This window comes from Actinokineospora lacus, assembly GCF_053813445.1.
Window position 1 is genome coordinate 52893 of the sequence record NZ_JBQERA010000008.1, and the last position, 21835, is coordinate 74727.

The window sequence follows — 21835 nt, forward strand, 5'->3', positions numbered from 1 at the left end:
CGAATACCCAGTCAGCCGATGTCGACTACCTGGAACTCCTCGGCCAGCCCGGGCAGCCCGTGCGTGCGGGCCACCTCGGTGAAGTGCGCCCGCAACTGGTCGGCCAGCTCGTCGTTGCCGCCGACCTGCGAGGCGTGCGCGCGCAGCGCCGCCAGCTTGCGGTCGAAGTGCTCGGTGATGTCCACGGCGCGGTTGCGCAGCCGGGCGGGCCCGTCGGCCAGCCACAGCTCGCCGACCTCCCACGGCTCCAGCCCCTCGGCCAGCAGCTCGGGGTGGGCGTGGGCGTTGCGGGCGTCGGGGTAGACCGCGGCGAAGGCGGCCTCGCCGATGGCCCGGTGGTCGGGGTGGGTGGTGACCACGTGGTCCCAGTTGATCTCCGGGCTCCACGTCAGCACCCGGTGGGGCCGCCAGCGCCGGATCACCCGGGTGATGTCGCGGCGCAGCTCGAGGGAGGCGCTCAGGCGCCCGTCCGGGTACCCGAGGAAGACGACCTCGGCCACCCCCACCTCGGCCGCGGCGGCGCGCTGCTCGGCCTCGCGCACGGCGGCGGGGTGCGGGCCCGCCTCGCCGGAGGTGCCCACGCAGTAGGCCACCTCGACGCCCGCGGCGGTCCACGACGAGACCGTGCCCGCGGCGCCGAAGTCGACGTCATCGGGGTGCGCGCACACCACCAAGGCCCTGCTCATTCACAAAACCCTATGTGGTGGCGCAGAGTTCGCACGTCGGACCAGGATTCACCCGGCCGGGACGCCACGAACGGGTGGTTCAGCTGCCAGTGCCGAGCCGCTTCTGGGCGGCCGACTGGGACGATCCCGCGACGGCCGCCGACCCGGCCGCGAGCAGGATCGCCAGGATGTCGGCGAAGCCGGATCCGGACGAGATCAGGCCCGCGAGCAGCGCGCCCGCGGTGGCGGCGCCCGCGATGGGCAGCCTGCCGCGCACGTAGTGGGCGACCTGCGACCCGGCCGCGCCCTTCTTCCGCGCCGCCGAGTTCAGCAGCGCCAGATAGCCCGCGTGGCCCACGGTCACGACAAGGGCGACGATGACCACGATCAACGCGATGAGTCCCATGATCCCAGTGTGCCCCAGGCCGGGCCGCCGGGAATGGGGGACATCCCCCGATATCTAGTGCCCCGACCCAGAACCTTCACCATGTCTCGACACGCCCACGACGCGCCTGGCCGCGTTGCCGCAACGCCTCCGTACAACCAGTACGACGACGTCCCGGCGCCTTGCCAGCCACGCCGTGGACACGCCGATACACGGCCAAGGCTCTGAGTCGGGGCACTAGCGGCCGAGCTTGCCCCGCCCGAGGTCGAGCAGCGCCATGGCCAGCATCCGGCCCGCCTGGCCGAGCTCGCGGTAGCGGGCCAGCACGTCCATCTCGCGGTTGACCACTATGCGCGGGCCGCCCGCGGCCATCCGGGCCGCGCCGATGCGCTGGGAGACCTCGGCGCGGCGTTTGACCAGCCGCAGGATCTCCCGGTCGAGCTCGTCGATCTCCACGCGCAGCTCGGCGACCTCGGCAGGCTGCGGGAGCTCGGTGTTCTTGGCCTGCTCAGGTTCCTGGGACACGGTGCTCATCTTGGTCCTCTGCGGGGGTTCTGGAGTTCCGGCCCTGGCGCGCGAAAAGCCCCGGGTCCGAGGACTCCGGGGCTTCGTGTGGTTTCTGGTGCTTATGCCAACACGGGAGCCGGAGTCCGGTTCCCGTAGAAAAACTCGAAGTAGCGCAGCACGCCGCGATTGTGGCACAGCGCGGGGTCCGCGGTCGAGCCGGGATCGTCGCGATCGTCGGTCGGCCCCGGTACCGTGGCGCGCAAATGGAAGCCCTATTCGACCTCCCCACCGAGCCCGCCGCCCCCCGGTCCGCCACGGCGCAGAGCCTCGACGACCTCAACGACCAGCAGCGCAGGGCCGTCGAGCACGCGGGCACGCCGCTGCTGGTGGTCGCGGGCGCCGGGTCGGGCAAGACCAGGGTGCTCACCCGCCGCATCGGGTACCTGCTCGCCGAGCGGCGCGTGCACCCCGGCGAGATCATGGCGATCACCTTCACCAACAAGGCCGCCGCGGAGATGAAGGAGCGGGTGGTCGACCTCGTCGGCCGCCGCGCCAACGCCATGTGGGTCTCGACGTTCCACTCCATGTGCGTGCGCATCCTGCGCCGCGAGGCCAAGACGCTCGGGCTGACCTCGGGCTTCTCCATCTACGACGCCGACGACTCGCGCAGGCTGATCACCCTCGTCGCGCGCGACCTCGACCTCGACCCCAAGCGCTACGCCGCGCGCACCCTCGCGATCCACCTGTCGAACCTCAAGAACGAGCTGGTCGACGCCGAGACCGCCGCCGCGAACGCCACCAACGACCTCGAACGCCGCGTCGCGGAGGTCTACGGGGAGTACCAGCGCAGGCTCGCCCAGGCCAACGCGATGGACTTCGACGACCTGATCATGCGCACGGTCGCGCTGCTGCAGCTGTTCCCGGACGTGGCCGAGTACTACCACCGCCGCTTCCGGCACGTGCTGGTCGACGAGTACCAGGACACCAACCACGCCCAGTACGTGCTCGTGCGCGAGCTGGTCGGCAAGGGCACCGGCGACCTGCCGCCCGCGGAGCTGTGCGTCGTCGGCGACGCCGACCAGTCCATCTACGCCTTCCGCGGCGCCACGATCCGCAACATCGTGGAGTTCGAGCGCGACTACCCGAACGCGACGACGGTCATGCTGGAGCAGAACTACCGCTCCACCCAGACCATCCTGGACGCGGCGAACGCGGTCATCTCCCGCAACTCCAACCGCCGCGACAAGCGCCTGTGGACCGCGCACGGGCCGGGGGAGAAGATCGTCGGCTACGTCGGCGACAACGAGCACGACGAGGCCGCGTTCGTGGCCAACGAGATCGACCGGCTGGTCGACGCGGGCGATGCGAACAACAGCGACATCGCCGTCTTCTACCGGACCAACAACCAGTCCCGGGTGTTCGAGGAGATCTTCATCCGCCTCGGGCTGCCGTACCGGGTGGTCGGCGGCGTCCGGTTCTACGAGCGCCGCGAGGTCCGCGACGCGATGGCGTACCTGCGGGTGCTGGCCAATCCCGAGGACACCGTCTCCTTGCGACGAATCCTCAACGTGCCCAAGCGCGGCATCGGCGACCGGGCGGAGGCGTGTGTGTCCACTCACGCCGAGCGCGAGCGCGTCTCCTTCGCCGCCGCCCTGCGCGACGCCGCCGAGGGCAAGGTGGCGTTGCTGAACCCGCGCTCGCAGCGCAGCATAGCCGGGTTCGTCGAGCTGATCGACGGCCTGCGCCGCTTCGTCGACGACGGCCAGGACGTCGCCGAGGTGCTCGACGCCGTCCTCGACCAGACCGGCTACCGCGCGGAGCTGGAGGCCAGCGACGACCCGCAGGACGGCACCCGGCTGGAGAACCTGACCGAGCTGGTCACCGTCGCCAGGGAGTTCGCCGAGGCGCCCGGCCCCACGGCCGACGACGCGCCCCCGGACACCGCCCCGGTCGCCGTGCCCGACGCGGGCTCGCTCGCGGCGTTCCTGGAGCGGGTCTCGCTGGTGGCCGACGCGGACTCCATCCCCGACGGTGACGAGGAGTCCAGCGGGGTGGTCACGCTGATGACCCTGCACACGGCCAAGGGCCTGGAGTACCCGGTGGTGTTCAGCACCGGCTGGGAGGACGGCGTCTTCCCGCACCTGCGCGCGCTGAGCGACCCGGTGGAGCTGGCCGAGGAGCGGCGCCTGGCCTACGTGGGCATCACCCGCGCCCGGCAGCGGCTGTACCTCTCCCGCGCCATCGTGCGCGCCTCGTGGGGGCAGCCGATGAGCAACCCGGCGTCGCGGTTCTTCGCCGAGATCCCGGCCGAGCTGATCGACTGGCGCCGCACCGGCCCCGAGCGCGCCGCGCCGACCAGGGCCACGACGTGGGCGGGCCGCTCCGGCGGCGGTCTGGGCACCTCCGGCGTGGGCGGCACCACGCGCCCGGCGCCGAACACCCGCTGGAAGGACACGCCCGCCCTGTCGCTGAACGTGGGCGACCGCGTCAACCACGACAAGTACGGGCTGGGCACCGTGGTGGCCACCGACGGCGTCGGCCCGCGCGCCACGGCCACGATCGACTTCGGGTCCTCGGGCACGATCCGGCTCATGCTGATCGGCAGCGTCCCGCTCGCGAAGCTCTAGATCATCGCAGGTCGAACACCCGTTCGAGAATTGTCGGTCCCCTGCGGTTGACTCCCCCTTGTCGAGGAACAAGGGGGAGAACCCGTGCGTGACCGGGAGTGGGGACTAGTAGCCGATGCCCTTGCGGGCCAGCCAGGAGGAGGGGTTCATCTTGTGCCCCGAGGAGTCCCAGATCTCGAAGTGCAGGTGCGGGCCCGTGGACTGGCCGCGGTTGCCCATGTGCGCGATCAGCTCGCCCGCCTTGACGCGGTCGCCCTCAAAGACGACGTAGTCGTCGATGTGGCCGTAGACGCCGATCGTGCCGTCGTCGTGCTGGATGCGCAGCCACAGGCCGAACCCGCTCGCGGTGCCCGCCTCGATGACGCGGCCGTCGGCCACGGAGACGATGGGCGTGCCGATGCGGTTGGCGACGTCGATGCCGTAGTGGGTCTTGCCCCAGCGGGCGCCGAAGCCGGAGGTGAAGCTGCCGACGGTGGGGCGGACGTACTTGGGCCGGGCCTGCTCGGCCTTGCGCGCCTTCTCCTCGGCGAGCCGGGCGTCGCGCTCCTGGACGACGCGCTCGGTGGTGGCCATCTTCTGGGCCTCGACGGCCCCGTCGGAGGTGGTGGTGAGGGCCAGCAGCTCCGGGGCGCTGGTGACGTTGTCGCCGCCCATGCCCATCGAGGCCGCGGCGTTCCGGGTGCCCGCGAGGGGGGCGGCGATGTCGTCCGGAGCCTGTCCAACGGTGTTCTGCAGGGTCTGACCGGCAGCGGCGGCGGCGAACGCGCCGACCGCGACGGCGGCGACGACGACTCGGCCGCGCAGTGCCGAGGAGGGTGGTGCGATGCGGTGCACTCCATGACCGCGGGTGGTCCTGGTGCGTTCCAGTGCCTGGTCGTCGACGGCGAACTCGCGTTCACCGCCGGTCGGACGATGTCGGGACAAAACCTGGCCTTCCGCCTTCGGGGAGCCAGATCGCGACCACCGCGACCCGCGGGGACGGGCCGTGCTCGGCGGGGACGTTTCGCTCGGGCGGGGGACCCGATCTCGGATGGCTTCCCCGGGGGAGGTTGCCGCCCTGTCCTAACCGTGATCTGACCGTGACAACGGACGCCGGGACAGTAACGGGGAGATAGCGGCGTGGGCAACAGCGCGTTCTGGGCCTCTCGATCGTGTGGGGAGGCAGCAAGGTCTTCGCCAGCGGGAATCACTCATAGTTAAGTCGACCTCACATCTCTAATGTGACGTGGGTCTCGTTTCAATGGGCCATCTGGGTGGGATGCAGAAGGTGTTGGGCGGCCCGCCGCCGAGCACGGGTGAACCCTTGCCTGAGTTTGCCCGAACCGACGGTGACCGACCGCCCCGCGCGGCGTCATCCCTCACGGCCGGGAATGGCTTGCTAGCGTTGCCTGCGATGACTGCGCGGACCCATACGCCGCTAGACCCTGCCACCGCTCGCGATGCCCAGTCCGCGCAGCGGATCGGGTGGGCCGGTGTTCCCGGCAGGCTCAGGACCGCCGTCGCCGTCGCTCTCGGCGGGGCGCTGCTCGCCGCCGCGGGCTCGGTGGCCGGCCTCGTCGCCGACGGCCCCGCCGCCGGGTTCGGCGCGACGCCCCTGCTCGTGCTCCTCGCCCTGCTGCCCGCCGTCGCCGCCGCGGCCTTCGTCGCCGCGGGCAGGCCGGTGCTCGGGGCGGGCGTGCTCGCCGGGGCCGCGCTGCTCGCCCCCGGCCGCGCCCTCATCGATCTGCAGCTGGCCGCCGACGGGCTGCTCGCCTCGCGCCCCGAGATCCTCGTGCCCGCCAGCCTCGCGCCCCTCGACCCCGGCGCCGGGCTCTGGCTCGTGCTGGCGGGCCACGTGCTCGCCGCCGTCGCCGGGCTGCTCGTCCTGGGCGCCGCGGGCGCCGCGCCCGGCTCGGCCTACGCCGCCGAACTCGCCGAAGCCGACCGCCCCACCCGGGCGCGCTCGGCGTTCATCCGGGTCGCGCTCTTCGCCGGGACCGTCGCCGCGGTCGGCCTGCTGCTGGCCCCCTTCGCCTCCGACAACGCCTTCGTCCTCGCGCTCTCGGTCATCGACGGGCCCCCGCTGGTGCGCTACGGCCTGCTCGCCGTCGCCGTCGGCGCCGCCGCGGCGGCCGTGCTCGCCGCGGGCGCGGCCCAGCAGGCGCTCGCCCGTGGCCTGGTCACCGGGATGCTGGCCGCCGTCGCCGCGGTCACCGTCCCGCAGATCGCCGCCGGGCTGCTCGTCGAGCGGCTGCACCCGACGTTCGGCCCGTACCTCGCCCTGGCCGCCGCCGCCGCGCTGGCGGCGGGCATCTGGTCGGTCCGCCCGGCGGAGCGGGCCGCCGACGCCGAGGTCCGGCTCGACGCCCGCGGGCTGCACCTCGCCGCGGGTGTCCTCGGCCTGCTGACCGGGGCCGCCGCCCTGGTCGCGGCGTTCGGCGCGCAGCTGGTCGTCACCGACGGGCTGGACACCCCGCCCGCGTTCGCGGGCAGGCTGTTCATCCCGGTCGCGCTCGCCGTGCTCGTGCTCGCCGTGCCGCTGCTCGCCCCGCGCGCCGCCGCCGCCGTCCGGCCCGCGTTCACCGTCGCATTGGCCGCCGTGCCCTTCGCCGCGGCGGGCAGCCTGGACGCGGCGTTCACCGCGACCGGGGTCAGCGGCGCGGTCACCATCGGCGCGGGCGTCTGGTTCGCGGGCATCGCCCTCGCCCTGGCCTGCGCCACCGCCGTCACCACCGCCATCGCGGGCGGCGCCGAGCGCGACGACGTCGACCTCACCGACCGCCGCGTCGCGCTGCCGGTGGCCGCCCCCGCCGCCGTCGCCGCGCTGCTGGCCGTCGGCGCCTACGGGCTGCCCGTGCTGCGCGCCCCCGACCTCGTCGCCCCGGGCATCTGGACGGAGTTCCGCTTCGCCTCCTGGGGGCTGCTGATCGCCCTGGCCGCCGTGCTCGCGGCCACCGCGCTCGCCCCGCTGTCGCGCCCCCCGCGCGCGGCGGCCCTGCTGCTCGGCGCGGCCGTGCTCGTCGGGACGCGGGCGCTGGAGTACCCGCTCACCGTCGCCCGCGCCGCCGACGGCCGCCCCGGCCAGGGCCTGTGGCTGGCCCTGGCCTGCGTCGGCGCCCTGGTAGTGGCCGCGGCGACGTCGGTGAGCAGCCGCCGGTGAGGCGCGTCGTGCTGGCCAGCCTCAGCGGCGGCCCTGACAGCGGTGGCCCTGACATTGGTGGCCCCGACAGCGGCGGCCCCGACAGCAGTGCCACTGACCTCCCGGCGCTGGCCCGGCAGCTGCGCGACGCCGGGGTCGAGGTCGTCTACACCGGACCCACCACCCCCGCGCACCTGGCCGCCACCGTCGCCCAGGAAGACCCCGACGCCGTGGTCGTCGACGGGCGCGCGGACGAGGTGGCGGCCCTGCTGAGGGAACTGGACGCCGAGGACATCCCGGTGCTGTCCGCGGCGGACGCGCCGCGGTGGGCGGACACGCCCGGTGAGCGATCTCACCACGCAAGGTGAGCTACCTCACCGGGTGCGAAGTGTCAACCGAAATGGCTGGTCGCTAGGGTCTTGACGTCCGACAGCAATCGTGTCGACACCGTAGTCAGGAGACTGTCGCGTGGACCTGTACGAGTACCAGGCGAAGGACCTCTTCGCCGCCCACGACGTCCCGGTCCTGCCGGGCGGCGTGGCCGACACCCCCGAGAAGGCCCGCGCCATCGCCGCGGAGCTGGGCCGGACCGTCGTCATCAAGGCGCAGGTGAAGACCGGCGGCCGCGGCAAGGCGGGCGGGGTGAAGCTGGCCGACGACGCCGACGACGCGCAGGCCAAGGCCGAGAAGATCCTGGGACTGGACATCAAGGGCCACATCACGCGGCGCGTGCTGGTGACCCCGGCGTCCGACATCGCCGAGGAGTACTACTTCTCCTTCCTGCTCGACCGGGCCAACCGCACCTTCCTGGCGATGGCGTCGGCCGAGGGCGGCATGGACATCGAGCAGCTGGCCGTGGAGCGCCCCGACGCGCTGGCCAAGGTCCCGGTGGACGCGATCGCCGGTGTCGACATCGCCAAGGCGCGCGAGATCGCCGCCGAGGCCAAGATCCCCGCCGAGGTCGCCGAGAAGGCCGCCGAGGTCATCGTCAAGCTGTGGGACACCTTCGTCGGCGAGGACGCCACCCTGGTCGAGGTGAACCCGCTGGTCCGCGACCCGCAGGACAACATCATCGCCCTGGACGGCAAGGTCACCCTCGACGAGAACGCGGGCTTCCGCCACCCCGGCCACGCCGCGCTGGTGGACAAGGACGCCGAGAACCCGCTCGAGGCCGCCGCCAAGGAGAAGGACCTCAACTACGTCAAGCTCGACGGCGAGGTCGGCATCATCGGCAACGGCGCGGGCCTGGTCATGTCCACCCTGGACGTGGTCGCCTACGCGGGCGAGAAGCACGGCGGGGTCAAGCCCGCCAACTTCCTCGACATCGGCGGCGGCGCCTCCGCCGAGGTGATGGCCAACGGCCTGCACATCATCCTGGGCGACGCCGACGTGAAGTCGGTGTTCGTCAACGTCTTCGGCGGCATCACCGCCTGCGACGCGGTCGCCAACGGCATCGTCGCCGCCCTGGAGATCCTCGGCGACGAGGCCACCAAGCCGCTCGTGGTCCGCCTCGACGGCAACAACGTCGACGAGGGTCGGCGCATCCTGGCCGAGGCCAACCACCCGCTGGTGACCCTGGTCGACACCATGGACAACGCGGCCGACAAGGCCGCCGAGCTCGCGGCAGCGGGGGTCTGACGATGGCGATCTTCCTCACCGACACCAGCAAGGTCATCGTCCAGGGCATGACCGGCGCCGAGGGCACCAAGCACACCTCGCGCATGCTCAAGTCCGGCACCCGGATCGTGGGCGGGGTCAACCCGCGCAAGGCGGGCACCACCGCCGACATCGACGGCACCAGCCTGCCGGTGTTCGGCACCGTCGCCGAGGCGATGGCCGAGACCGGCGCCGACGTCACGGTGATCTTCGTGCCGCCGAAGTTCGCCAAGGACGCCGTCATCGAGGCGATCGACGCGGGCATCGGCCTGGCCGTGGTCATCACCGAGGGCATCCCGGTGCACGACACGGCGTACTTCTGGGCGCACGCGGTGGCCACGGGCAACAAGACCCGGATCATCGGCCCGAACTGCCCCGGCCTGATCAGCCCCGGCAAGTCCAACGCGGGCATCATCCCCGCCGACATCACCGGCCCCGGCAAGATCGGCCTGGTGTCGAAGTCGGGCACGCTGACCTACCAGATGATGTTCGAGCTGCGCGACATCGGCTTCTCCTCGGCGGTGGGCATCGGCGGCGACCCGATCATCGGCACCACCCACATCGACGCGCTCGCCGCGTTCGAGGCCGACCCGGAGACCGAGCTGATCGTCATGATCGGCGAGATCGGCGGCGACGCCGAGGAGCGGGCGGCGGCCTACATCAAGGACAACGTGACCAAGCCGGTCGTCGGCTACGTCGCGGGCTTCACCGCCCCCGAGGGCAAGACGATGGGCCACGCGGGCGCCATCGTCTCCGGCTCGGCGGGCACCGCGCAGGCCAAGAAGGAGGCCCTGGAGGCCGCGGGCGTGCGCGTCGGCAAGACGCCGTCGGAGACCGCCGCCCTGGCGCGTGAGCTCTTCGGCGCCAAGTAGCAGCAGATCGTGAGGGGCCTGTCGCTGATCAGCGACAGGCCCCTTCCTCTGGGAACCATCGCGTGCCGGTGGCCGTCCGATTCGTCGGATGAGCTAGCGTTCCCGCAGGCTCCCGTAACGAAGCCCCGAGCGAGGAGAGCACGATGACCTACCCAGGCGGCGGTGCACCGGGTGGCTACCCGGGCCCCGGGCAGCAGCCCCCCCAGGGATACGGCCCGCCGCCCGCGGCCGGTCCGAAGTTCACCACTCCTCAGCTGGTCCAGCTCGGCGTCGCCGCCGTCGGTGTGCTGGCGTTCTTCCTCAGCCTCATCGACGGCTCCATCGGCATCGCCGCCTTCCTGCTGGTGGCCGCCCTGCTGGCGCTGGCCCCGGTGCTGCCGGGTCAGAAGGACACCAAGGTCAGCCTGTTCGTCGCCGCGCTCGCCGTGACCGGCGCGCTGACCGCGCTGTTCTCCCTGTTCAACGGCTTCAACTCGACCGGCGTCATCCTGGTGCTGGTCTTGGGCCTCGTGCAGGCCGCGGGCGCGGTCTACGTGATGCTGCTGGAGGGCGGGGTCATCAAGCCCCCGGCCCCCGCCCACCACGTGCCCTACGCCCCGCCCGGCGGCTACGCCCCGCCGTCGCCGCAGTTCGGCCAGCAGCAGCAGCCCGGCCAGGCCCCCGGCCAGCAGCAGCCCCCGCCGCCGCAGGGCCAGTACGGCCAGCCGCCCTCGGCCCAGCCGACGACCTTCGCCCCGCAGCAGGGCCAGTTCGGCCAGCAGGCCCCCGGCACCCCGCCGGGCGGGTACCCGCAGCAGGGCTGACCAGAGGGCTGACCAGCAAGATCGTTCCGAACGGGCGGTGCCGACGCGGCACCGCCCGTTCGTGTTGGTGCCCGGCGTGCCTCATCCGTTCGGAGCAACGCTGATGCCACAGTGGACGCATGGCGTTGCTGAAGGAGGTCCGGGAGCGGGCGGGGGTGCGGTTCCGGACGCTCGTCGCCGCCGCCGTCTGGCCGCTTGCGCTCGGGTACGCCGCGGTCGCGGCGGTGTTCGCGCTGATCACCGCGTCCGCGCCGCTGGCGTCGTTCAGCACGCCCGGGGTGCTCTCGGCGGCGCTGCCGGGCTGGCTGGCCGCCTACCAGGTGCCGCTGGTGGTCGAGGGCCGGGAGCTGGGCGCGCTGCCGATGCTGCCGACGCTGCTGGTCGCGCTGCTCGTCGGCCGGGTGGCCGCGGTGCTGGCCGCGCGGACGGACGCGCGCGGGATCAGGGAGACCGGGCGGATCGCGGCGGCCGTGGTGGCCGCCCACGCCACCGCCGGGCTGGCGGTCGCGCTGCTGGTGGCCGCGCCGGTGCGGGTGGACCCGCTGGCCGGGTTCTACTACCCGGCGCTGATCGCCGGGCTGGCCTGCGTGGTCGCGCTGGCGCGCCGCTCCGGGGCGCTGGCGCTGCTCAACGACCGGGTGGACGACCTCGCGCTGCGCGGGCTGCGGGCCGGGGCGCTGGCGAGCGCCGCGCTGGTCCTCTGTGGAGCGGCGGTGGTGGTGTTCGGGTTGGCCACGTCCTTCTCCGCCGTGACCTCGCTGTTCACCGGCGGGGCCGGGGCGGGCGCCGGGCTGCTGGCGGTGTCGCTGGGGTACCTGCCGAACGCGGTGGTCGCCGGGGTGGGGTTCGCCGCGGGGCCGGGGTTCGGGCTGGGGTCGGTGTCGGTGGCGCCGCTGGGGTTCAGCGACGGCGCGGTGCCCGCGGTGCCGCTGCTGGGCGCTCTGCCCGCGCAGGCCCACCCGTGGTGGCCCGCGCTGTTCGCGCTGCCGCTGGCGGTGGGGCTGATGGTCGGCTGGGTGCTGCGGGACGCCGCCGAGTCGGCGGTGGCGCGGCTGCGCCCGGTGGCGGTCGCCGCGATAGTGGTCGCGACGGTGTTCGCGGTGCTGGCCGGGTCGGCGGGTGGCGCGCTGGGCGGTGGGCCGTTCCACCCGCTCGACCTGCGGGCGGCGCTGGTGTCGCTGGCGCTGGTCGGGTGGATCGGGGTGCCGGGGGCCCTGGTGGCCTGGTTCGCCGGACCGCACCCGGTCGCGGCCGGGCTCATCGGCCCCGACGACGGGCCTGACGACGGGCCTGACGACGTGCCCGGCGACGACGTGCCCGGCGGTGCGGCAGACAACGGTGTGGCCGACGACCCCGAGGTTCCCGGTGCCGAAAAACAGGCCAGTGCCAAGGAACAGGGCAGCGCCAAGGAATTGTCCGGGGATGACGACACGGCCGAGGACGAGCCTGCCGAGGACGAGTCCGCCGAGCCCGGTCAGTCCGGTCAGTCCGATGAGGACGATGAGGACGATGAGGACGATGAGGGCGATGAGGGCGATGGCGTGGTGCCTGCGGCCATCGGCGACGCGGAGACCGGCGACCCGGAGACCGGCGATGGGGAGATCGGCGATGGGGCAGCCGATCGCGGTGCGGGGCGCTGACGAAGATCCTCTCCGCACGGCATACGCTGGCCCCAGCCCTGTTCCGGCCCCCGCAGGAGACCACGCTGAGCGTTCACCGCCCGCCCATGCCCGATGCCCGGGTCATCGTCCTGGTGTCGGGCTCCGGCACCCTCCTGCAAGCCCTGCTCGACGCCGAGCTGCCCGCCACGATCGTGGCCGTCGGCGCCGACCGCAAGGACATCGAGGGCCTGGCCCGCGCCGAGCGCGCCGGTGTGCCGACCTTCGCCGTGCGCCTGCGCGACCACGCCGACCGGGCCGCCTGGGACAGCGCGCTGACCGACGCCGTCGCGGCGCACGAGCCCGACCTGGTCGTCTCGGCGGGCTTCATGAAGATCCTCGGGCCCGCGTTCCTCGCCCGCTTCGCCGAGCGGGTCGTCAACACCCACCCGGCGCTGCTGCCCGCCTTCCCCGGCGCGCACGCGGTGGCCGAGGCGCTGGCCTACGGCGTGCGGGTCACCGGCAGCACGGTGCACCTGGTCGACGGCGGCGTCGACTCCGGCCCGATCATCGCCCAGGAGGCCGTGCCGGTCGCCGACGGCGACGACGAGGCCGCCCTGCACGAACGCATCAAGGTGGTGGAGCGGCGGCTCCTGGTCGACGTGGTGGCCAGGATGGCCCGCGACGGCTACACCGTGGACGGACGAAAGGTGAGCATCCCGTGACGGAGTCAGTTCAGCAGCGCAGGCCGGTCCGCCGCGCGCTGATCGGTGTGTCGGACAAGTCCGGTCTCCTGGAACTGGCCACCGGCCTGCACGCCGCGGGCGTGGAGATCGTCTCGACCGGCGGCACCGCGAAGACGCTGGCCGACGCGGGCGTGCCGGTCACCCCGGTCGAGCAAGTCACCGGCTTCCCGGAGTCCTTCGACGGCCGGGTCAAGACCCTGCACCCCCGGGTGCACGCGGGCCTGCTCGCCGACACCACCAACCCCGCGCACGTCGCCCAGCTCGGCGAGCTGGACATCGCGCCGTTCGACCTGCTGGTCGTGAACCTGTACCCGTTCGCGCGGACGGTGGCCTCGGGCGCGTCGCAGGCCGAGTGCGTCGAGCAGATCGACATCGGCGGACCGGCGATGGTGCGCGCGGCGGCGAAGAACCACGCCAGCGTGGCCGTCGTCGTCGACCCCGCGCGCTACTCCTGGGTGCTGGGCGAGGTCGCCGCGGGCGGGTTCTCCCTGGCCGACCGCCAGGCGCTGGCGCTGGCGGCGTTCCGGCACACCGCGTCCTACGACATCGCGGTCGCCTCCTGGATGGGCGCGGCCCTCGGCGACGAGGAGTTCCCCGCGTGGGCGGGTGCGAGCTGGTCGCGCAGCGCGGTGCTGCGCTACGGCGAGAACCCGCACCAGAAGGCCGCGCTGTACGCCCAGAACGACGGCTCCACCGGCCTGGCCACGGCCACGCAGCTGCACGGCAAGGAGATGTCGTACAACAACTACATCGACGCCGACGCCGCGTGGCGCGCCGCCTTCGACCACGACGACCCGTGCGTGGCGATCATCAAGCACGCCAACCCGTGCGGGATCGCGGTCGCGGCCGAGGACATCGCCGAGGCCCACCGCAAGGCCAACGCGTGCGACCCGACCAGCGCCTTCGGCGGGATCGTGGCGGCCAACCGCGAGGTCACCGTCGCCATGGCCGAGCAGGTCGCCGACATCTTCACCGAGGTCGTGGTGGCCCCGGCGTACGCCGACGGCGCGGTCGAGGTGCTCTCGCGCAAGAAGAACCTGCGCATCATGGTGGCCGAGCCGCCCCGCCGCGGCGGCGTCGAGCTCCGCCCGGTCTCCGGCGGGCTGCTGCTGCAGTCCACGGACACCATCGCCGCCGAGGGCGACGACCCGGCCAAGTGGACGCTGGCCACCGGCGCCCCGCTGGACGACGCCGCCCTGGCCGACCTGGCCTTCGCCTGGCGCGCGTGCCGGGCGGTCAAGTCCAACGCGATCCTGCTCGCCGCCGACGGCGCGACCGTCGGCGTGGGCATGGGCCAGGTCAACCGCGTCGACGCGGCCCGCCTCGCGGTCGCGCGGGCGGGGGAGCGCGCGGTGGGCGCGATGGCCGCCTCCGACGCGTTCTTCCCGTTCCCCGACGGCCTTGAGGTCCTGCTGGAGGCGGGCATCAGGGCGGTCGTCCAGCCGGGTGGCTCGGTCCGCGACGCCGAGGTGATCGCCGCGGCCGAGCAGGCGGGCGCGACCATGTACCTGACCGGCACGCGGCACTTCGCCCACTGAGTCCCCTGAAGTCCGCACAGCGGCTGACCTGGTCCCGGACCAGGTCAGCCGCTGTGTCGTTTCCGGGTTGACATGATCGCCCGGACCGGTAGTCTCTGAAGTGTCGAACATATGTTCGATCCGCGGGGCGACCGGAGTCGAGGCCGGGACCCCCGGGCGCCTGCTCCCTCACGGCGGACGCGTATGAGCGGTACGCGGACGACGTGCGGAAGAGGGTGTCGCCATGGGGCAAGCCGATCGCTTCCGGGCGCGGGGAAGTATCCGGGAGCGATCGGCGCCCATTGCGCTTCAAAGAACTGAGCAATTCTCGTTAATAGGCGCTGAACTGGTTGTTCGACATGGCGGGCGGTGCGGGGCTGGTGATCGGCATGGGTGGGCCGGAGGGGAGCGCGGCTGAGGTCCTGGCGTCGCTGCGGGCGGCGGTGGGCGCCGCGGAGACCGGTCCCGACGTGCTGCCGGTGCGGGACGACCTGGCGCCGCTGTTCCCCTGGGGAGGGTTGCGGCGCGGCGGGACGGTGGGGGTGCGGGGAGCGCGGTCGCTGCTGCTGGCGCTGCTGGCGGGGGCGGTGGCCGAGGGCGCGTGGGCGGCGGTGGTCGGCCTGCCCGACCTGGGCGTGCTGGCCGCCACCGAGAACGGGGTCCCCGCCGAGCGCCTGGCGCTGGTGCCGCGTCCGGGGGTGGAGCTGGTCCGGGTGGTCGCGGCCCTGCTGGACGGGTTCGCCGTGGTCGCCGTCGCCGGGGACGTCCGCGAGGCCGACGCGCGCGGGCTCTCGGCCCGCGCGCGCAGTCGCGGCGCCGTCCTGCTGGTCCTGGGCGCGTGGCCGGGCACCGAGGTGGAGCTGACCTGCGCCCGCGGGCGCTGGAGCGGCGCGGGCCGGGGCGAGGGCGCGCTGCGGGAGCGGACGCTGGAGGTCCGGGCCCGTGGCCGGGGCGCCGCCGCCCGCCCGGTGCGGGTCAGCGCCGCCCTGCCCAGCCACCCGGTCCCGACGTGGCCCGCCGCCCCGGTCCGGGAACCCCGGCCCGGGGCGGTCCGGTGACAGCCCGGTGATGGCCGGTGACAGCCCGGTGATGGCCCAGTGATGACCCGGTGAGGCTCAGCAGCCTGGCGCGCTGCTCACGCCCGTCATGTACGCCTTGGCGACGAACTTGCCCGCGCTGATCCGGAACCAGACGTTGGAGGTCCCCTGGCTCCCGGTCACCTGGGTGCCGGTGACCTGGCATTCCACGTGGACCTGGGCGTAGTTCGCCGCGAGGCCCACCTGGGCGGCACCGGTGCTCGCGCTGGAGCGCACGTTCAGCGGGTCGCCCGCGGTGCGGATCTGGCCGGTGAGGCCGCTGCCGGTCCACAGGTAGGTCACGGTGACCCAGGCGTTGTCGGTCAGCAGCAGGCCGTCCCAGAAGGTGCCGTCGGCGAGGTCGATGCCCGCCGGGTTGGCGACCTGCCTGCCGTACTGGTCCCGGCCGCCGTTGTAGCCGTCCTGGTAGGCGGCCTGGGCCTGCGGCTTGCCCTGCGGCAGGTCCCGCCACATCTCCCGGACCGAGGGGGCGTTCCAGTAGTCGTCCTTGGTGTTCCAGGGGCCGACGTCCCAGACGGGAGCCCATTCGCAGCGCCCGTTCGCCGCGCACACCTTCACGCTGTAGTCCCCGGTGCCCTTCGGCGCCAGTCCGCGCCGCGACGGCAGGGCGACGAAGTGGTCCCGCTGGGTGATCACGTGGCCGTTGGCCGTGGTGCCGCCGACCAGCCCCTCCCTGGTGGCGTAAACCCGGTAGCTCAGCGGCGCGGCGAGCGCGCCCGCCCCGGCCGCCAGGTCGGCGGTCAGCTCGACCCGGCGCAGCACCGGGACCTGGCCCCGGGGACCGGCGGTGAGCACGGCCCGGACCTGGACGACCGTGGTGGGTTCCGGGAGCACGGCGGGGGCGCCCGGCCGTGCCTCGGTCCATTCCGTCCACTGGCCGTCGACCCCCACGCCGCGGAGGTCGACGGCCAGCTCGCTCCCGTCCGGAACGGCGCCGGTCACCGCCGCTGCCACGCGGTTCACCGGGTGGGGGAGCGTGGTGGGGGCGAGGACGAGGACGCCCATCGCGATGCCGCGCTCGAGACTGGCGGTGGGCTTGCGGGCATCGGCGATGGTGAGCACACCGCCGGTGGCGGTCACGTTGCTGTCATCGGCGTCCACGACGGAGATGTCGGGGGTCCAGGAGACGTCGGTGGGCGCTTCGGCCTGGGCGGGGGTGGCGAGCAGCGGGGTGAGGGCGGCCAGGGCAAGCAGGGTTTTGCGCATGGCGGCGACACCTTTCGGGGAAGGTGGGGACGAGGTCGCGTCGACGTTCAGTGTGACAGTAACCAGATACCTGGTCTATATGTGAATTACTCGCCGGAGTTACGCCTTGCGGTTGTAGAGCTTCTTTGCCCACACGTAGCCCAGCAGCGCGATGCCCGCGCACCAGGCCAGCGCGATCCACACCGTGCCGCCGACGGGCTTGTCCATCAGCAGGGCCCGGATGGACTCCATGATCGGCGTGAACGGCTGGTGCTCGGCGAACCAGCGCACGCCGTCGGGCATCGAGTCGGTCGGGACGAACCCGCTGCCGAGGAACGGCAGGAACACCAGCGGCATCGGCAGGCTGCTGGCCGCCTCGACGGTCTGCGATGCCTGCCCGATCGCCACGGTGAGCCAGATCAGGGCGAAGCTGACGGCGGCGAGCAGCGCGCCGAGGACGAGCCAGCCACCGAAGCCCGCCCGCGGCTCGAGCCCGATCAGCAGCGCCACCCCGACGACCACCGCGAGGCTCAGGAACGCCTGGACGAGGCTGCCGACCACGTGCCCGGTCAGCACCGAGACCCTGGCGATGCTCATGGTGCGGAACCGGGCGACGATCCCCTCGGTCATGTCCATGGCCACGGAGATCGCGGTGCCCTGGACGATCGAGGAAATGGTGATCAGCAGGATCGCGGGCACCACGTAGTTGACGTACTCGGCCCGGCCGCCGGACGGCCCGCCGAGCCCCGCGCCGAGCGTGCCGCCGAAGACGTAGACGAACAGCAGCAGCAACAGGACCGGCATGGCGATCAGCTGCACGGTCATCGACGGATATCGCACCATCCGTTTGAGGTTGCGACGCACCATCGTCGCCGAATCGCGCAGGGGGTGGCTCGCAATCGCGGTGGTCATCGGGTCGTCACCTTCTCGTCGTCGCCGGTGAGGGCGAGGAAAACGTCGTCCAGGTCGGGGGTGTGCACGGAAAGGCCGTCCACCTCGATCGACTCGCGGTCGAGCCGGTCCAGCAGTGCCTTCAGCGAGCGCAGGCTGCCGTCGTTCGGCACCCGCAGGACCAGCGCGTCACCGTCGCGGTGCGCGTCGCGGCCGAGAATCCGTTGCGCTGTAAGGAAACCATCGGGCTCGGTGAACTGGAGCCGGACGTGGCCGCCGGGAATCCGGCGCTTGAGCTCCTCCGGGGTGCCCTCGGCGACCAGCCTGCCGCCCTCCAGCACCGCGATCCGGTCGGCCAGCTCGTCGGCCTCGTCCAGGTACTGCGTGGTCAGGAAGATGGTCACGCCGCCTGCCACCAGGTCCCGCACGATCTGCCACATCCCCCGCCTGCTGCGCGGGTCCAGCCCGGTGGTCGGCTCGTCCAGGAAGATCACCTGGGGGTTGCCCACCAGCGTCATCGCCAGGTCCAGCCGCCGCCGCATGCCGCCGGAGTAGGTGGACGCGGGCTTGCGCGCCGCCTCGGTCAGGTCGAACCGCTCCAGCAGGCCGGCCACCGTCCGCTTGCCATCCTTTGTGGACAGGTGGTTCAGGTCGGCCATCAGGCGCAGGTTCTCCTCGCCGGTGAGCAGGTTGTCCACCGCGGAGAACTGGCCGGTGACCCCGATCGCGGCTCGCACCGAGTCCGGGTCGGCGGCCACGTCGTGCCCGGCGACCTCGGCCCGGCCGCCACTCGCGTCGATCAGGGTGGACAGGATCTTGACCGTCGTCGTCTTGCCCGCGCCGTTCGCGCCGAGCAGCGAGAAGACCGTGCCCCGGGGAACGGTCAGGTCGATCCCGTCGAGCACCACCTTGTCGCCGAAGGACTTCCGCAGGCCGCGCACCGCGATCGCCGGTTGGTTCGTCATCAGGGTTCCCCTTCGGTGTGCCGGGTCTCAGGCCCGGTGGATGGTGATGTCGCCGAAGCTGGTGTGCGCGCGCACCTCGGCGGTCTCGCCGGTCTTCTCCGGCCGTGTCGGCGTCTCGGCGAGCGTGTTGCGCACCTGCCCGTAGCCGGTCTTCACGTCGAGCCAGGCCGCCGTGCCCGTGCCGATGCCGATGTCCAGGTCGCCCTTGGAGGTCTCCAGCACGACGGAGCCGCGGACGACCTCGCCGACCCGGATGGCCCCGTTGGCGGTCTTCGCGTCGACCCCGCCGCCCGCCCGGTGCACCGTGATGTCGCCGTTGGCCGAGCGCACCCGCGCCTCGCCGCCGACCGTGCCGATGTCGGTGGCGCCGTCGGAGTTCTTGACCGTGGCGCCGCCCTCGACCTCGCCGATCTGGATTCGGCCGGTCCCGGTGGAGACGTCGGCGTCGCCCGCGACGCCCTCGACCGAGACGTGCCCGGCCGAGGTGGTCAGCCGCAGCGGCCCGGTCCGGCCGAGGCGGGCGTGCCCGACGGAGGACTTGAACCGGCACTCGCCGAGCCTGCCGGTGGACTGGAAGTCGCCGACGGAGGCGTCGGCCTGCACCTGCGAGCCCTCGGGCAGGTCGATGGTCAGGTCGACCGACCAGCTCTTGCTGGAGAAGTCGAACGGGCGCGGGTTCTTGCCCTTGATCACCAGCGTGCCGCCCGAGTACTCGACGCGGACCTGCTTGGCGGCCTTCACGTCCGAGGGCTCGTTCTCGTTGGTCGGGCGCACGTCGACCACGGTGTCGGCGCGCTCGCTCGCGGCGAACCGCACGTTGGCGACGCTGATGTCGATGGTCACGGTGATCGGTTCGGGCGTGGCGAATGTGGGCATGGGTGTCCCCTTCAACGGAGTGGGTTCGACGTTTTCGCTGGTGGAGCGCTAGCTGACCCAGCCGGTGTAGCGCTGCTTGCCCCGGCCGCCTGCCTGCTGCGGCGCCTGCTCCCTGGCGGGCTGCCGCAACGCCGCCGACGCGACCCGGCCGAGCCACGCGTTGACCGAGCGGCCCTCCCGCGCGGCGGCCTCCTCGATCGCGGCCTTGAGGTGCTCGGGAAGCCGGAAGTTGATCCGCGCGGTGGCGGCCTCGTCGGTGGCGGCCGGTCCGGCGTCCGGCATCGGCTCCGGTGTGCCCGTGTCGTACGCGGGCTCCGACGGCGGCGGCGTCACCACGAAGCTCGGGTCCCGTCCCCGCAGCCGGACCTCCACCGACCCGGGCGCGAGGTCGCGGGTGATCTCGTCGGCGGCGTTCGACAGCGCTTCCAGCAGCGTGAGCCGAACCGCCGCCTCGACCTGCCCGGCCAGCCGCTCGGCCAGCGCGCGGGCCTCCTCGCCCCCGGCCTCGGCGGCGGTCGTCAGCTCCCGCCCGAGGAAGTTCACATACGACGTCAGGTCCATGACGCCACTATGGCGCATCCGTGGCGCCATGGCAAGCCATTATGGCGCGGAATGACGCCATCTTGGCGTCCTTGCTGGTCAGGATTGGTTTTTACTGATTGCTTGACTCCACCTGTGATCGAACGTATGTTCGACGCACTGTCCGGCGGCTCCCCACGCCTGGGCACAACCCGAGGTGGGGAGATGGCGTGCTGCTCGTCGTGTGGTGCCCGGACTGGCCGGTCGTGGCCGGTGGCGCCGTGGCCGGGCTGGGCGTCGACACCCCCGCCGCGGTGGTGGCCGCCAACCGGGTCGTGGCGTGCAACGGGCCCGCGCGGGCCGAGGGGATCGCCGTCGGGCTGCGGCGCCGGGAGGCGCAGAGCCGCTGTCCTGACCTGGTCGTCCTGCCCGAAGACCCCGACCGCGACGCGCGGCGGTTCGAGCCGGTGGCCGCGGCGGTGGAGGAGCTGGCGGTCGGGGTGGAGGTGGTGGCGCCCGGGCTGGTCGCCGTGCCCGCCCGCGGGCCGGTGGGCTACTTCGGGTCGGCGGAGGCCGCCGCCGAGCGGCTGATCGACCACGTGGCCGCCCGCGCCGACGCCGAGTGCCAGGTCGGCATCGCCGAGGGCCTGTTCGCCGCGACGCTGGCCGCCCGCGGGGGCGTGCTCGTCGAGGCGGGCCGGACTCCGGAGTTCCTCGCCCCGCTGCCCATCCGCGAGCTGGGCTCCCCCGACCTGGTCGACCTGCTGCGCCGCCTGGGCATCCGCACCCTCGGCGCGTTCGCCGCCCTGGCCGCCAAGGACGTCGCCGCCCGGTTCGGCGCGGCCGCCGCGCGGGCGCACCGGCTGGCCGCCGGGCAGGAGCGGCGCCCGCCCGCGCGCAGGCGTCCACCGGAGGACCTGGCCGTCACCGCCCACCCCGACCCGCCGGTCGACCGGGTGGACGCCGCCGCCTTCCTTGCCCGCACCCTGGCCGGACGCCTGCACGCCAACCTGGCCGCGCACGGCCTGGCCTGCACCCGCCTCGCCATCCACGCCGCCACCGCGACCGGCGCCGAGCTGGCCAGGGTGTGGCGCTGCGCCGAGCCGCTCACCCCGGCGGGCATCGCCGACCGCCTCCGCTGGCAGCTCGACGGCTGGCTCAGCGGCCCCCGCCGCCCCGACGCGCCGATCACCGCGCTGCGCGTCGACCCCGTCGAGGTGGTCGACGGCCGCGCCCTGCAACTGGGCCTGTGGCAGGGCGCGCGCGACGAGCACGCCGACCGCGCCGCCCGCGCGATGGTGCGCGTGCAGGGCCTGCTGGGCCCCGAGGGCGTGGTAGTCCCGGTGGAGACCGGCGGGCGCGGACCCGCCGACCGCGTCCACCTGGTCCCCTGGGGCGACGACCGCACCCCGCCCGCGCCGCCGGGGCTGCCCTGGCCGGGCGCGCTCCCGCCACCGTCGCCCGCCACCGTCCCAGTCCGCCCGCTGCCCGTCGCGCTGCGCGACGCCGAGGGCGCCGAGGTCGAGGTGACCGGCCGCTTCCGGCTCACCGCCTACCCCGTCGAGGTGGCCGTCGGCCGCTTCCCGCCCCGCCGCGTCCTGGCGTGGTCGGGCCCGTGGCCCAGCGACGAGCACTGGTGGGACGGCACGGGCCGCCGCCGGGCCAGGCTCCAGGTCGTGCTGGCCGCACAGTCCGATGAGGACAGCCAACCCGCGCTGCTGCTGGTGCGGGAGAACGAGAGCTGGACAGTGGAAGGGATCTACGACTGATGCCGAACGACGAGGACCCCACGCTGGAGTGGCTGGACC

Annotated in this window: 20 protein-coding genes; 11 read left to right on the forward strand and 9 right to left on the reverse strand. The window is 73.4% G+C overall.

The window, feature by feature from the left end; translation table 11 throughout:
- Positions 1–11: 11 nt before the first annotated feature.
- The 3 genes from ACTG9Q_RS20660 to ACTG9Q_RS20670 all read right to left on the reverse strand — a co-directional run bounded on the left by ACTG9Q_RS20660 (position 12) and on the right by ACTG9Q_RS20670 (position 1584).
- The gene (locus ACTG9Q_RS20660; RefSeq protein ID WP_455574474.1) at positions 12–686 is read right to left on the reverse strand and encodes a PIG-L deacetylase family protein; all 675 of its coding nucleotides are present in this window, start codon (positions 684–686) and stop codon (positions 12–14) included.
- 79 nt (positions 687–765) lie between these two features.
- Positions 766–1071, reverse strand: coding sequence for a hypothetical protein (locus tag ACTG9Q_RS20665; protein ID WP_455574475.1), 306 nt, complete (start codon positions 1069–1071; stop codon positions 766–768).
- Positions 1072–1287: 216 nt separating this feature from the next.
- A complete protein-coding gene (locus ACTG9Q_RS20670) occupies positions 1288–1584 on the reverse strand; it encodes a chorismate mutase (RefSeq protein ID WP_455574476.1) in 297 nt (98 codons plus the stop codon).
- Positions 1585–1820: 236 nt separating this feature from the next.
- On the opposite strand from ACTG9Q_RS20670, the gene pcrA reads away from it, so the two are divergent.
- Positions 1821–4184, forward strand: coding sequence for a DNA helicase PcrA (gene pcrA, locus ACTG9Q_RS20675; RefSeq protein ID WP_455574477.1), 2364 nt, complete (start codon positions 1821–1823; stop codon positions 4182–4184).
- A gap of 105 nt (positions 4185–4289) precedes the next feature.
- Here the strand turns inward: pcrA and ACTG9Q_RS20680 are convergent, their stop codons facing one another.
- Entirely contained in the window at positions 4290–5108 is an 819-nt protein-coding gene (locus ACTG9Q_RS20680) for a M23 family metallopeptidase (RefSeq protein ID WP_455574478.1), read from the reverse strand.
- Positions 5109–5577: 469 nt separating this feature from the next.
- Here ACTG9Q_RS20680 and ACTG9Q_RS20685 point away from each other — a divergent pair, with 469 nt between their 5' ends.
- The 9 genes from ACTG9Q_RS20685 (at position 5578) to ACTG9Q_RS20725 (ending at position 15552) form a co-directional block, all read left to right on the forward strand.
- A complete protein-coding gene (locus ACTG9Q_RS20685; RefSeq protein WP_455574479.1) occupies positions 5578–7323 on the forward strand; it encodes a hypothetical protein in 1746 nt (581 codons plus the stop codon).
- Positions 7320–7670, forward strand: coding sequence for a hypothetical protein (locus ACTG9Q_RS20690; protein ID WP_455574480.1), 351 nt, complete (start codon positions 7320–7322; stop codon positions 7668–7670). The genes ACTG9Q_RS20685 and ACTG9Q_RS20690 overlap by 4 nt, the downstream gene beginning before the upstream one ends.
- 100 nt (positions 7671–7770) lie before the next feature.
- Entirely contained in the window at positions 7771–8940 is a 1170-nt protein-coding gene (gene sucC / locus ACTG9Q_RS20695) for an ADP-forming succinate--CoA ligase subunit beta (protein ID WP_455574481.1), read from the forward strand.
- Between the two features lie 2 nt (positions 8941–8942).
- On the forward strand, positions 8943–9830 hold the full coding sequence (gene sucD, locus ACTG9Q_RS20700) for a succinate--CoA ligase subunit alpha (RefSeq protein WP_455574482.1): 888 nt from the start codon (positions 8943–8945) through the stop codon (positions 9828–9830).
- Positions 9831–9973: 143 nt separating this feature from the next.
- Positions 9974–10633, forward strand: coding sequence for a DUF5336 domain-containing protein (locus tag ACTG9Q_RS20705; RefSeq protein ID WP_455574483.1), 660 nt, complete (start codon positions 9974–9976; stop codon positions 10631–10633).
- Between the two features lie 119 nt (positions 10634–10752).
- Positions 10753–12273, forward strand: coding sequence for a cell division protein PerM (locus ACTG9Q_RS20710; RefSeq protein ID WP_455574484.1), 1521 nt, complete (start codon positions 10753–10755; stop codon positions 12271–12273).
- Positions 12274–12359: 86 nt separating this feature from the next.
- Positions 12360–12956, forward strand: coding sequence for a phosphoribosylglycinamide formyltransferase (gene purN / locus ACTG9Q_RS20715; protein WP_455574485.1), 597 nt, complete (start codon positions 12360–12362; stop codon positions 12954–12956).
- Positions 12953–14515, forward strand: coding sequence for a bifunctional phosphoribosylaminoimidazolecarboxamide formyltransferase/IMP cyclohydrolase (gene purH / locus ACTG9Q_RS20720; protein WP_455574486.1), 1563 nt, complete (start codon positions 12953–12955; stop codon positions 14513–14515). Before purN ends, purH begins: the two co-directional genes overlap by 4 nt.
- A gap of 338 nt (positions 14516–14853) precedes the next feature.
- Entirely contained in the window at positions 14854–15552 is a 699-nt protein-coding gene (locus ACTG9Q_RS20725; protein ID WP_455574487.1) for a hypothetical protein, read from the forward strand.
- Between the two features lie 57 nt (positions 15553–15609).
- Here the strand turns inward: ACTG9Q_RS20725 and ACTG9Q_RS20730 are convergent, their stop codons facing one another.
- The 5 genes from ACTG9Q_RS20730 to ACTG9Q_RS20750 form a co-directional block, all read right to left on the reverse strand.
- Positions 15610–16797, reverse strand: a complete 1188-nt coding sequence (locus tag ACTG9Q_RS20730; RefSeq protein WP_455574488.1) for a hypothetical protein — start codon at positions 16795–16797, stop codon at positions 15610–15612.
- Positions 16798–16896: 99 nt separating this feature from the next.
- The gene (locus ACTG9Q_RS20735) at positions 16897–17688 is read right to left on the reverse strand and encodes an ABC transporter permease (RefSeq protein WP_455574489.1); all 792 of its coding nucleotides are present in this window, start codon (positions 17686–17688) and stop codon (positions 16897–16899) included.
- Positions 17685–18632 carry an ATP-binding cassette domain-containing protein gene (locus tag ACTG9Q_RS20740; protein ID WP_455574490.1) on the reverse strand — a complete coding sequence of 316 codons (948 nt, stop codon included), beginning with the start codon at positions 18630–18632 and terminating at the stop codon, positions 17685–17687. Before ACTG9Q_RS20740 ends, ACTG9Q_RS20735 begins: the two co-directional genes overlap by 4 nt.
- Positions 18633–18659: 27 nt before the next feature.
- Positions 18660–19508: a DUF4097 family beta strand repeat-containing protein gene (locus tag ACTG9Q_RS20745; RefSeq protein ID WP_455574491.1), complete on the reverse strand. Its 849-nt coding sequence runs from the start codon at positions 19506–19508 to the stop codon at positions 18660–18662.
- A 48-nt stretch (positions 19509–19556) separates the two neighbouring features.
- The gene (locus tag ACTG9Q_RS20750; protein WP_455574492.1) at positions 19557–20069 is read right to left on the reverse strand and encodes an Arc family DNA-binding protein; all 513 of its coding nucleotides are present in this window, start codon (positions 20067–20069) and stop codon (positions 19557–19559) included.
- A gap of 191 nt (positions 20070–20260) precedes the next feature.
- Between ACTG9Q_RS20750 and ACTG9Q_RS20755 the strand changes: the two genes are divergently transcribed.
- The gene (locus ACTG9Q_RS20755) at positions 20261–21796 is read left to right on the forward strand and encodes a DNA polymerase Y family protein (RefSeq protein WP_455574755.1); all 1536 of its coding nucleotides are present in this window, start codon (positions 20261–20263) and stop codon (positions 21794–21796) included.
- Positions 21797–21835 lie beyond the last annotated feature (39 nt).

Coding starts and splice junctions, on each gene's coding strand:
- ACTG9Q_RS20750 (WP_455574492.1), bottom strand. CDS start 20,069: ATGGACCTGACGTCGTATGTGAACTTCCTCGGGCGGGAGCTGACGACC.
- purN (WP_455574485.1), top strand. CDS start 12,360: ATGCCCGATGCCCGGGTCATCGTCCTGGTGTCGGGCTCCGGCACCCTC.
- ACTG9Q_RS20710 (WP_455574484.1), top strand. CDS start 10,753: ATGGCGTTGCTGAAGGAGGTCCGGGAGCGGGCGGGGGTGCGGTTCCGG.
- ACTG9Q_RS20730 (WP_455574488.1), bottom strand. CDS start 16,797: ATGCGCAAAACCCTGCTTGCCCTGGCCGCCCTCACCCCGCTGCTCGCC.
- ACTG9Q_RS20740 (WP_455574490.1), bottom strand. CDS start 18,632: ATGACGAACCAACCGGCGATCGCGGTGCGCGGCCTGCGGAAGTCCTTC.
- ACTG9Q_RS20745 (WP_455574491.1), bottom strand. CDS start 19,508: ATGCCCACATTCGCCACGCCCGAACCGATCACCGTGACCATCGACATC.
- ACTG9Q_RS20735 (WP_455574489.1), bottom strand. CDS start 17,688: ATGACCACCGCGATTGCGAGCCACCCCCTGCGCGATTCGGCGACGATG.
- ACTG9Q_RS20725 (WP_455574487.1), top strand. CDS start 14,854: ATGGCGGGCGGTGCGGGGCTGGTGATCGGCATGGGTGGGCCGGAGGGG.
- ACTG9Q_RS20660 (WP_455574474.1), bottom strand. CDS start 686: ATGAGCAGGGCCTTGGTGGTGTGCGCGCACCCCGATGACGTCGACTTC.
- sucD (WP_455574482.1), top strand. CDS start 8,943: ATGGCGATCTTCCTCACCGACACCAGCAAGGTCATCGTCCAGGGCATG.
- ACTG9Q_RS20665 (WP_455574475.1), bottom strand. CDS start 1,071: ATGGGACTCATCGCGTTGATCGTGGTCATCGTCGCCCTTGTCGTGACC.
- ACTG9Q_RS20685 (WP_455574479.1), top strand. CDS start 5,578: ATGACTGCGCGGACCCATACGCCGCTAGACCCTGCCACCGCTCGCGAT.
- ACTG9Q_RS20705 (WP_455574483.1), top strand. CDS start 9,974: ATGACCTACCCAGGCGGCGGTGCACCGGGTGGCTACCCGGGCCCCGGG.
- ACTG9Q_RS20670 (WP_455574476.1), bottom strand. CDS start 1,584: ATGAGCACCGTGTCCCAGGAACCTGAGCAGGCCAAGAACACCGAGCTC.
- pcrA (WP_455574477.1), top strand. CDS start 1,821: ATGGAAGCCCTATTCGACCTCCCCACCGAGCCCGCCGCCCCCCGGTCC.